This is a genomic window from Paenibacillus polymyxa, from assembly GCF_018614975.1.
Taxonomy (GTDB): domain Bacteria; phylum Bacillota; class Bacilli; order Paenibacillales; family Paenibacillaceae; genus Paenibacillus; species Paenibacillus polymyxa_E.
In genome coordinates this window covers 1-11,421 of sequence record NZ_JAGGNR010000051.1, presented here as the reverse complement: position 1 = coordinate 11,421, position 11,421 = coordinate 1, and the positions used below count along the sequence as shown (strand labels likewise).

9 protein-coding genes and 1 pseudogene are annotated in these 11,421 nt (G+C 49.0%); all 10 read right to left on the bottom strand.

Annotated features, from left to right (window positions below; translation table 11 throughout):
* Nucleotides 1-144: 144 nt before the first annotated feature.
* The 10 genes and pseudogenes from J7E78_RS26945 to J7E78_RS26905 all read right to left on the bottom strand — a co-directional run bounded on the left by J7E78_RS26945 (nt 145) and on the right by J7E78_RS26905 (nt 10,993).
* Nucleotides 145-1,782, bottom strand: coding sequence for a type 2 periplasmic-binding domain-containing protein (locus J7E78_RS26945; protein WP_215079656.1), 1,638 nt, complete (start codon nt 1,780-1,782; stop codon nt 145-147).
* A 129-nt stretch (nt 1,783-1,911) separates the two neighbouring features.
* Nucleotides 1,912-2,820: a carbohydrate ABC transporter permease gene (locus J7E78_RS26940; protein WP_215079653.1), complete on the bottom strand. Its 909-nt coding sequence runs from the start codon at nt 2,818-2,820 to the stop codon at nt 1,912-1,914.
* 15 nt (nt 2,821-2,835) lie between these two features.
* A complete protein-coding gene (locus J7E78_RS26935) occupies nt 2,836-3,813 on the bottom strand; it encodes an ABC transporter permease (RefSeq protein ID WP_215079651.1) in 978 nt (325 codons plus the stop codon).
* A 314-nt stretch (nt 3,814-4,127) separates the two neighbouring features.
* Nucleotides 4,128-5,540, bottom strand: coding sequence for an alpha-L-fucosidase (locus tag J7E78_RS26930; protein WP_215079649.1), 1,413 nt, complete (start codon nt 5,538-5,540; stop codon nt 4,128-4,130).
* A 222-nt stretch (nt 5,541-5,762) separates the two neighbouring features.
* Nucleotides 5,763-6,821 carry a Gfo/Idh/MocA family protein gene (locus J7E78_RS26925; RefSeq protein WP_215079647.1) on the bottom strand — a complete coding sequence of 353 codons (1,059 nt, stop codon included), beginning with the start codon at nt 6,819-6,821 and terminating at the stop codon, nt 5,763-5,765.
* 252 nt (nt 6,822-7,073) lie between these two features.
* Complete coding sequence (locus tag J7E78_RS26920) at nt 7,074-7,940, bottom strand: sugar phosphate isomerase/epimerase family protein (RefSeq protein WP_215079645.1); 867 nt, start codon at nt 7,938-7,940, stop codon at nt 7,074-7,076.
* Nucleotides 7,941-8,418: 478 nt separating this feature from the next.
* On the bottom strand, nt 8,419-8,493 hold the full coding sequence (locus J7E78_RS30140) for a hypothetical protein (RefSeq protein WP_397330621.1): 75 nt from the start codon (nt 8,491-8,493) through the stop codon (nt 8,419-8,421).
* Nucleotides 8,494-8,573: 80 nt separating this feature from the next.
* A pseudogene (locus tag J7E78_RS26915) lies at nt 8,574-8,737 on the bottom strand (beta-galactosidase); the annotation flags it as partial.
* Nucleotide 8,738: 1 nt separating this feature from the next.
* Nucleotides 8,739-10,199 carry an alpha-L-fucosidase gene (locus J7E78_RS26910; RefSeq protein WP_215079643.1) on the bottom strand — a complete coding sequence of 487 codons (1,461 nt, stop codon included), beginning with the start codon at nt 10,197-10,199 and terminating at the stop codon, nt 8,739-8,741.
* A gap of 65 nt (nt 10,200-10,264) precedes the next feature.
* On the bottom strand, nt 10,265-10,993 hold the full coding sequence (locus J7E78_RS26905; protein ID WP_215079641.1) for a copper homeostasis protein CutC: 729 nt from the start codon (nt 10,991-10,993) through the stop codon (nt 10,265-10,267).
* Nucleotides 10,994-11,421 lie beyond the last annotated feature (428 nt).

Genomic DNA, 11,421 nt, shown 5'->3' with positions numbered 1-11,421 from the left:
CTGAATGACGACAAACATCTGTGCTGATCGCTAATTTTCTATAAATATTCAGTACATTATATCGGATGACGTGGGGTTGTCATAGGAGAAGACCGTCCCGGTCACGGGTGACAGACGGGACAGCCTCTATATGGAATCCTTCAATTATTGATTCTTCTCAATGGCACGCTGGTAGATCTCAAGGTAATTACTCAGTCCGAGACCATCAAAGCCTTTGACATACGAATCCCATTCCTTATCAATGCTCTTGCTGCCAATAATGAATTGTGCCATATTCGTCTGCACATAATCCTTGATGGCCGTAGTCAGTTGTGCAGCTGATTCCGTATCCTCTGGACGAATAAATACGTTCGCAGGGTATACTTCTTTGGGTGCATAAGGTTCATACACATTAGTTGCTTGAGCCAGACGTGTCCCATAACCCTCTGCTTCTAAAGGATTCTGTCCTTCCGCAAACAGATTACGGAATGAGTTGGATAAGTCATGCGCTCCGATCTGTGACCAACTCTCGTTCACAACAACGTTCGGATCACGCTCAGGCAGGTTGTAGTAGCTGTATTTGGCAGGCTCGCCATTGATGTTTTTCTCATCGGCATCTGCCTTCTTCCAGCCTTTTCCTTCAGTTGGTCCATACTCCGCGTACAGTGCCCCTTCTTCACTGAACATGTAGTCTACGATTTTGATGGCGGCAATCTGCTGTGCTTCTGTCGCTTTGTTCGTGATGGCAAACTCAAACTCACCTACACTCTGCGTGGCGCCTGTCGTCTGCACGCCATCCGGTCCTTTCAATGGAGGAACGATCTCCCAGTGTTGGTGACGGGTGATGTCTTTGTCATAAGTATTCACGAGATAACTGACCAGCGCCGTTGTAATGGAGCCGACCACTTCATCGCCTTCCTTGTTGCCCAGTTGTCCGATCGCCTGATCGTTCTGTGTAAAGGAAGCCGGATCAATCAGGCCATCTGCATAGAGCTTGTTCATGTACTCCAGCCCTTTCTTCCAGCCTTCCTGATTGGCGGCAAAACTCACCTTGCCATCGTTCACGATCAGGTACTTGTCGTTATCATTGTATATAAAGCTATTCATCAGGTAGGCATCAATATTGCCATTCCATACATACTTGTTCGGTGCTCCTGTAAGTGGAATCTCGTCCGCTTTCCCGTTACCATTTGGATCTTGTGTCTTAAACGCCTTCAGAACGGTATACAGTTCATCAGTTGTGGTTGGCATTTTCAGACCCAGATTATCGAGCCACTCCGTGTTGATCCAGTATTTCTGTGCATACGTACAGTGATAACATTCATTGAAGATTGGCAAAGCATAGATGTTGCCATCCGGTGCCGTAATGGCTTCTGTGAAGTATGGCTTCTCTTCCATCATCTTGGTCAGGTTCGGACCATACTCCTTAATCAGATCTTGTAGCGGAAGGAACACGCCTTGTTTTCCATAGGTTTGAAGGTCTGAGGTGGTGAACTTGCCGTGAAGAAACACTTCCGGATAATCACCACTGGCCAGCAGCAGTTGCCTGCGATCCTGCAAGGCGTCCGTTGGGGCCAGATCCCATTTTAGGGTAACGTCGAACTTGTCTTCGATAAATTGGGTAAATTCATTCTCTTCCATGGACGCTTTGCCTTGCGGAGCAAAAAGGGTCATGGTTACAGGACCGCCGCCCTCCCCGCTACCGTCGCTACTTCCACCCGATTCCTCGGATGAACTACATGCGGACAACAAAGCCAGCGAAGCAAAGACCAGAAACAACATCGAAATCCAAGATTTTCTCAATCTGACTCCTCCTTTTTGTTCATAACGGCAAATTATTAACTTGTAGTACAAATGTATAAAATCGCTCCCGGAAGCCGGCGTGTTCCCTCCACCTCCTTTCAAGAGGCAACCGGGCTTAACTCACAAGGATTAACCTTTCAGGGAACCAACCATGACCCCTTTAACAAAATGCTTCTGTACAAATGGATACATGATCAGAATGGGAATACTCGCAACAACGATCAGTGCATATTTCAACACCTGCTCAAACCCTTGATCCCGCATCTGTTGGCTGGTACCTGCAAGCATCGCCGGATCAGCTGCGTTCAGGATGAGCAGATTGCGAAGCACATATTGCAGAGGGAACAATTTCTCGGAACGCAGGTAGATCAGTGCATCAAAGTACGCATTCCAGTGACCTACGGCATACATGAGTGTCATGACTGCCAGAATAGGCTTCGATAGAGGAAGAACTACACTGATCAGATACCGGATATCCCGGCAACCGTCCATTTCCGCGGCCTCGCCAAGCTCTTCCGGGATGGAAGATTGGAAGAACGTTCTCGCCACGATGACCTGGAATACCGCGAGCGCCCCAGGCAGCCACATCGCCCAACGTGTATCCAGCAGATGCAAATCCTTCATCAAGAGATAGGTGGGAATCAGACCACCATCAAAGAACATCGTGATCATCATGAAAATGATGATAGCTCCTCGTCCGTAGAACGACTTGCGTGACAAGGGATACGCCAGCATGACGGTCAGCACCACGTTAATGAACGTGCCCACCACGGTGTAGATGATCGTGTTATAAAAACCGAGCATAAGCTGTTGGCTTTTGAAAATGGAGATGTACGCCTTGATGTTAAAGTCTACCGGGAACAGCCACACCTGACCGGATGTCACGGCTCGTGAAGAGCTGAACGAAGAACTGATGATATACAAGAGCGGGTAAAACACCGTTAGCAGTATGGCGAACAGAAAGATGTAGTTAAATGTCATGAAAATGCGGTCACCGAGCGGGTCCTTGATCCGGTTACGATTAATCAGGTTGAACATGGATAAGCTCCTCCTTTACCACAAGCTGTTCTGGGATACTTTGCGCGATATGCCGTTGACGATAACCAGCAGGATCAGGTTGATAATGGAGTTGAAGAACCCTACTGCCGAGGAGAAGCTGAAATTCGCACCGATCAGACCCACCTTGTACACATACGTGGAGATGACCTCCGAAGCGCTTGTGTTGAGTGGATTCTGCATCAGGTATATTTTCTCGAAGCCCACGCCCATAATGCTGCCTAGACTCAGAATCAGCATGATAACAGTGACTGGAATGAGGGATGGGAGGTCGATGTGCCATATTTTCCGAAGCCTTGATGCGCCGTCCATCTTTGCTGCTTCATAGAGAGATGGATCAACACCGGCAAGAGCTGCGATATATATAATTGATGAATATCCCATGCCCTGCCACACACCTGACCAGACATATATCGATTTGAAGTATTCGGGAATGCCCATGAAGTTGGTCATCGGAAAGCCGAGCAGTGTGAACAGCTTGTCTATCACGCCCACATGCGGGGAGAGCATCAGAATGATAATGGATACCATGACAACGGTGGAGATAAAATGCGGAGCGTAGGTGACCATCTGCACGGTCTTCTTGAAGTAACCCGTTCGAATCTCATTCAGCGCCAGCGCCAGCAAGATGGGAATAGGGAAACCCGCAATTAAGGAATAGAAGCTGATGCCTATCGTGTTTTTGATTAACAGCCAGAAGTTTGGAGATTGGAAGAAGGCCTCAAAGTGTTTAAATCCGACCCACGGGCTTCCCCAGATTCCTTTGACCACACTGAAGTCCTTGAAGGCGATCTGTACACCCACCATAGGAATGTACTTGAAGATCAACAGGTACAACACCGGGGGCAACACAAGCAAGTAGAGCTCCCAGTGCTTCTTGAGGCTTTTGATGAATGGATGCTGCCGCTTGGGCTCCACATGTTTCCTCTGCTGGAGTTCCATCTTGGCGGGTATGCTTTCCGTAGCTCGACTCATTTGCGTCACTCCTTCTACACCTCAAGTGTAATAATACATTACATTTACATCCCTTAAACATCCTTTTTTCTGTTCTCGTTTCCTTGTTAAACATAAATGATGTAAACATTCATACCAGGTAGCGCTTTCTTAATTTGATAGTACATTGCACGGTAAACTTTTATCAATTTGCAATTTTCTCCGACTTCTCTTTATTCCACAAACCCTTATGTGGCAAGCGATTTTGGACCATTTCTATTGGGAATTGTGTCCCTTATGTATGATTAAAAAAATCCCGGAGGCAGTGATATCTCCCCCGGAATTGACATGGCATTCTATGCGCTTGTGACCAGCCTGAACGTATGTGTGATGGGTGTGCCAATGGTTGCAACGGATTGGGGCAGATTTACAAGAAGCCCATCTTCGGTCTGTTGATACGAAAGTACGTCATCGCTACCAATGAGTTCGATCCGCTCTACCTTTTCCAGATAAGGAATGATTAACTGTGGTTGTACGATCTCATTCTCGTTACGGTATATCCGGAAGGCATATACGGTGTTGATCTCTTCTTTCTGTGTAAAAGCCCAATCTTTCGTGAAATATGGCGCGCAGATTCGGGTTCCATAGACACCTTCTCCATGCGTACCCAGCCATTCACCGAGGCCCTTGATGGCTCGAATTGCCCCTTTTGGCAGACGCCCATCGGGTTGTGGCCCTACATTCAGCGCCAGGTTACCGCCCTTGGACACAACTTCAAGTAGAATGTGTGCCAGCTGTCTTCCCGTTTTATACTGATCATCGAATCCGAAGGCAAAGGAGTTCCCCACGGTAATACAGCTCTCCCATGGAATGTTCATCGGATGTTCCGGTATGGTCTGCTCGGGGGTAACGATATTCTCATACGGCCCACCCACGGTGCGATCTGCGGACAGGAGCCAAGGTTGTGTGGTCTGACGCGCCCGTTCCACGACTTCTCCAAGCCTGATATCCTGACCGTGACGACCTTCGCGCACCCAACCGGCATCCAGCCACAGACATTCGATTCGCCCGTAATTCGTCAGCAGTTCCATGATCTGCTCATGCGTAAACTCTACGAATTTCTCCCACAGCCACGGATACTTATGGGGATCATACGAGGGCCCGCGCCACATATGACGTCCACGCTCCATGCCCGGTGCCCAGTAATAAGGGGTATGCCAGTCCGCTTTGGAGAAATACGCTGATATACCCAGTCCCTTGGCCCGAAAAGCGTCAAATAGTGCTCGACAGATGTCTGCATACTTATGGGTATGAAAAGGCGTGTCTTTGCCTGTAATCCGGTACTCCGTCGTCTTAGTATCCCACATGCAGAAACCGTCATGGTGCTTGGTGGTGAACAGGAAGTATTTGAACCCGTTATCTGCCGCCATCTGTGCCCATTCCTCGGGCTGGAAGCGAATCGGATTGAAGGTTTTGTTCAGATCGAAATATTCCCGCTTGAAGTCTTCCATGTCATCCGTCCAGTCGATGTCATCGCGCGACCAATCGCCGTCCTCGTCGCTCAGCGCCCAGGACTCCACGAGACCAAGCTGGGAATACGGCCCCCAATGCATCATCAGCCCCAGCTTCTGATCCTTGAACCACTCCAGCCGTTCATTCAGCATCGGATCTTCCGGTTTGATCCACTCTTCCTCTTTGCTAAAATTGTGCACGCCAGCTTCGACAATCTGCTCTTCCTGCTCCAGTACGGTTTCTTTGGTTTCGCTCATCCTGTTTCATCTCCTCTGGATTACATAAAAGATAAACCTTGCATGTTACGCCCGGTCACTCCGAGTGCAGTACCATCTTTCGATCGCTGTTATCCCTGGATTTCTTTCATTTCACTTTATAATTGTTGGAAATCCGATGATAAAGGCGAGCGCTTCGCTTCTTCAGATTGGTTCTGCCCTCTCCAATTACTATGGACCCCTTATTGGAATGCCCCTCCCCTTTTACAGCGTGATTTCGCGGCCTTGGCGGGCTGATTCGTAGATGGCGCAGAGCATTTTCATTACTTCGACGCCGTCTTCGACGGGGCTAAGTGTTTCTTTGCGGCCCTCCGTACTGTCGATAAAATGATTGATCTCATTGCGGAATGAGCCCATAAAATCAAATGATTTGAAATCCACCTGCGGGGTCATGTTCAAAATAGTGTTGAATTTCTCACCAATGATCGAAATTTCTGGCTCCAACTCGGCACCGCCCTTATCGCCATATAGCTTGACCGAAGTCTCATCCGCTGTGGCATGGAGCGTGAAACTGACATCTACGAGCAGGCTCGCGCCGTTCTCGAAACGAATCAGGGCATTTGCCATATCCTCAACGGTGTTTTGCTCCGCGTCATAGTCCGCTGCTTTGTAGAACGACAGATTGTTAATGTTCGAGCGGTTCCCCAATCGATTGGATACGTTAGCGGAGACGGATTTCACCTTCGGTCTGCCCATCAGATACCAGCAAATGTCGATCACATGCACCCCGATATCGATTAGTGGGCCACCTCCAGAGCGGTTGATATCTGAGAACCAGCCACCGGGATTGCCCAGACGACGCAGACTGGAGGCTTTGGCATAATAGATCTCGCCCAGCTCACCCTCGTCGATAAACTTCTTCAGAATCTGTGCATTGTCGCTATAGCGGCGAACAAAACCGACCTGCAGCAGCTTTCCGCTGCGATGAACAGCCTTCTCTACTTCGAGTGCATCCTCCACCGTTTGGCAGAGCGGTTTCTCACACAGCACGTTTTTGCCTGCGTCCAGAGCAGCAATGCTAATCTCGGCATGGGAGTCGTTCCATGTACAGATACTGACGGAATGAATCTCGGGCAGTGCGAGCAGTTCCTTATAATCGGTAAATACATGAGGTGCATCATATTGCTTCGCCACTTCTGCGGCACGGTCTGCATTCAGGTCACAGATGGCGTATATTTCAACATCCGGGTTACTGGCGTAGGCTTGCAAATGGCAATCGGATATGGATCCGGCACCGATGACGGCGACTTTTAATTTGGACATAGTGCTGATTCCTCCATCGTTTTCATATGAATTGACTTAAGAAATTATAATAATCGGCTTAACGTAACGACGGTGAATGCTCGGACTTTCGGCCGCTGTTGTCTGCAAATTTCTTTTATTGACCGCTCTAGCGGTTGAAATCCGCAGACAAAGGCGGTCGCTAACGCTCCTACAGTTCCAAGCTTCCCCTCTGTTACTCACGCCTTCTTTAGAATTTGATTCAATTTATTCATTTAAAACAAGCACTCAGCCCTATGCCTTTTCCCATATGCGCCTGACGTTATCCATGGCAATGCGTGAGGCGTTTTTGCAATCCTCCATGCCTTCAAATTCAACCGAGATATATCCGTCATACCCGGATTGTTTCAACACACGGAACACCTCCGGCATGTCGATATCGCCATGGCCCACAATGGCACCGCGCAGGTAATTCCCATGCGAGGTTTGGAACCATCCTTCACCAGGATTCCGGTAGGAAGGTCTCCAGTAGAAGTCTTTGGCGTGCACGATCGACGCGTACGGAATGTTATTTTTTACGGCACTCACCGGGTCTTCGTCCACACAGAGGAAATTGCCAACATCCAGTGTGGTTTTGAAGTTGCTCCGCGCTGTTTCGTGTAACAAACGCTGAATTCGCTCACTCGACTGCACGTAGTACCCATGGTTCTCGACGCTTGTTGTAATTCCAAAATCCGCTGCATAATCGGCTATCCGCTGACAAGCTTTCACCATTACTGGCAGGTCAATCTCGAACTGTGCTACGGTTCCTTCTGGTGCAGGGCGAAAAGCCACGTCATGACGCATCAGCTTTACTCCCAATGCAGCGGCCACATCCACATGTCGCATTACATTCTGAATCTCTTGCTCCAACGCTTCGGCGTCCTCCAGCACAGCAAAGTTAGCACCAATGGCATAATTGGAGATGTCGATCCCTGCCTCTTTTGCCACAGCTTTAATCTCATCAATCAACTCCGGATGTTCGATCAAACTGAATCCCATTGGAACAATCTCTACATGTTCCCCCCCCTGATTGGCAATCCAGCGAATAGCATCTGGCACGGTTAATTCTTTACGATCCAGTGCTTGTTGCAGACTGTAGGTGCTGAGTCCAACTTTCATTTTCCCTCATCCTCTCCTGTAGGACGTGTCTCAAAACTCACTGAAGTGCATCTTTTACCACCTTTTCGCCCCCTGCTGCGTCACTTTCCCTTGACGTGCCCCGGCACGCCTGCGGAAAATCTCCTTGCTTGGAACGAGAATTCGGCAAAATCTGCTTCCTTCGGAGTTTTCAGACACGCCCTAGTCGATATCCATACCCAACGTATACCTTTTTCTAGTGGACACGACAATTCTCAATAATCGTTTGGCTCACCTATTTTCCTTTTCTAGCCCAAATCCGGTGTATCCAGATTGAATCCGTTTGCAAATACCCCCCCTTGGTCCAGCTATCCAATCTCAGAAAAGTATCTCTGACATCCGTGATCTGAATATTTCACCTATAAAAAGCTGGTCCCTGTGCTTCGTTAATCACATCGTTGAATTGTAAACCCGACAGATCGGTTAATGGCAGACAATGAATCGTCCAATCATATAAAAATTAAAAGCCATGTCGCACACCCTCCGTAATCCCCTTCGGATCTCTCAGGTACCGGCCATAGTTGATTCGCCCCATATTTTCAACAAGGATTAATAGATCTGCGCCTTTGTCGATATAAAAACAATACTGCCCTGCTGCGGCTCATGGACATTCTATGGCACATACGTTTCCACTGTATTGAAACCGCAGGCTTTCAGCTTGAGTAACCGATCCTTCCAATAGTCGGGACCACTCTGAAATAATGGATGGCACCCGACAAAATCCGAATGGGCTCACCACCATACATGAATTGTGAACCTTTATACGTCAGCACCGCCATTTCACAACCCTCCCCGCTCGCTCAGATATATACCAACCCCGGACAACGTTGGGCACCATCTGGATTCATGAATGCTTAATCGCACCTTTCTCGATGTGACCTGTGGGAAACAGCAAATTCGTTTATACCCCACAACCGTCCCCATGTAGAACTCTTCCCAACCACCATCTGCCCTCTGTAACTCCAGTGTAAAACGCTCAATCCGTTGGCCTGTCTGGATATGTTCCATCAGCACAACCCGGTCAAACGATCGTTCTTCCTGCAAATCCAGCTCGATCCAAGCCTGCTCCGTTCCTTCAAGCGGACACCAATACGTATCCCGGCGTTCCGTCAGCACTTCCGATACGGCATGTTGTTCATCCATCGTCTCCGATGCTTTTACTAGCGCCTGCAAGGCGAAATTTTCCTGAAAAATGGTACGCAGCTCATCTCCCAATTCCTGTAGTCGCTCCACATCCCGTTTGTGAATGAGACCACGCGTATCCGGTGGCAGATTGAGTAAAAAGGTGGCGTTGCCCCCCACTGCGCCGTAATAGACGGCGAGCAGTTCTTCCAATGTTTTGACCTGATCATCTTCACTGGCATGATAGAACCATCCTGGGCGAATCGAGGTATTCACCTCGGCAGGGTACCAGATCAGTTGCTCACCTTGGGAACGAATAACCTCTCGGCTTCCCAAATCGCTGTCCTGCGTATTGATCCTTCTGGCAAACTCACCATCATCCACCTGCTGCGATTGCTCCTGAATCTTCTCATTATCCTGCATATGCGCTGGCACAACGCTCCATTCCGATTCCCGCGTATGCCCTGCCTCATTGCCGCACCAGCGAACATCTGGGCCACATACCGAGATGACAGCTGCGGGCTGAAGTTCACGAATAAGCGCATAATAGGCTTCCCAGTCATAGACCTGCCTTTTGCCATTCGGACCCTCCCCACACGCACCGTCGAACCATACACAGAAGATGTCGCCATAATTCGTTAGCAGCTCGCGCAACTGATGGAGGAAAAACTCGTTATACCTCTCGGAATCTCCATAAGTGGCTTCATGCCGATCCCAAGGAGACAGGTACACGCCAAACTTCAATCCACCCTCACGGCAGGCATCGGCGACTTCCCGAACCAAATCTCCCGTACCATTCCTCCACGGACTAGCCGCGACCGTATGCGCTGTAAACTGACTGGGCCACAAACAAAAACCATCATGATGTTTACATGTCAAAATCAGCCCCTTCATCCCCGCAGCCTTGCACGCCTGCACCCATTGCGCTGCGCTCAGTTCAGAAGGATTAAAGATCGACGGGTCTTCCTCCCCAGTGCCCCATTCCCGATCTGTGAATGTATTTACCGTAAAATGAATAAACGCGTAGAACTCCATCTCCTGCCATCTCAGCTGGCGTTCGGATGGGCTGATCTGTGCTGCGGACTTAATCCATTCGACTGGTTGCAGTTCATAATTCATGGCGGATCACTCCTTTTATTTAGCGCATCCCTATATCATTGGACCACCCTTGCTTGGACCACTACTCAGTGCCTACTGTCCATGAATGGCCGTGATGCAAGCAATAACTGCTGCTTGGCTTCTGCGACCATTTGTGGATCAATGGGATGTTCGAAGCTACCTTCGTACCTCACGCCTGATCCCATATGTATCTCTGTGATACCCGTCTGCCTCACTAGCGTTTGAATTCCCTCTATGGTGACCCCCGACCCTGCCATGACAGCGATATTCAAGGTTTGCCCCAGTTCCTGAAGCTGTTTCAGTTCTAGCGTCCCTTCAGGTGCTGTCTGTTTCCCTCCCGATGTAAGCACACGCTCCACGTTCCCCAATGTGTTAATTGATTTGAGCACCTCAGTCAGGCTTGTGCTCACATCAATTGCACGATGAAACGTGACGCCCAGACCCTGAGCTTCGGCCATACATGATTGCATGGATGAGAGATCCACTTCACCCTCTCCGGTGAGGGCGCCGATTACGATGCCAGCGGCTCCAAGTTCCCTCGCCACACGTACATCCCGGGTCATGGCGTGGATGTCATCTGCGCTATAGCGGAACGAGCGGCTATGTGGACGGATCATGACATACACCGGGATGGAGACTTGGGACATCACTTGCTCCATGACACCATAACTGGGGGTAAGTCCTCCTTCGGACATCGCAGACACCAGCTCAATCCGATCGGCCCCTCCCTCCTCAGCTGCCTTGGCATCTTCCACATCCACAGCAATGACTTCCAATACAGGCTGTCTTTCCATAAGTGTCGCTCCTTTCACTTCATCCTTAGATTATTTCAGCGTAATAAGCTTCCGAAATCACTCGAACTGCACACAGCCTGCTCCATGACATAAAGGACCGACTGAACGCTTCATCAGCGCTCCTACGGTCCCTTCTTCATCATTATTTGACGACGGCCAGCTTCCCGGAATGCAATTTGCAAAGGCTGACCTTCCTGAAAGATATATGGTTTGTCGGCAATGATCTTCATGAATGGGTTCTCCTTTGGGGACCGGAATGGGCTAGCAAATAGAGAGCGCAACGGATCTCATCACTTTATCTAATGAATTTTGTTATTTTTGTTATTCATAATGGTATAATTTATTAGCAATAGTCTAAAACGTCAGGATCAGAACGTCAATACAAAAAAAGACACCTGGAGGGTGTCTTTGAACCGCTCCCTGTCAAG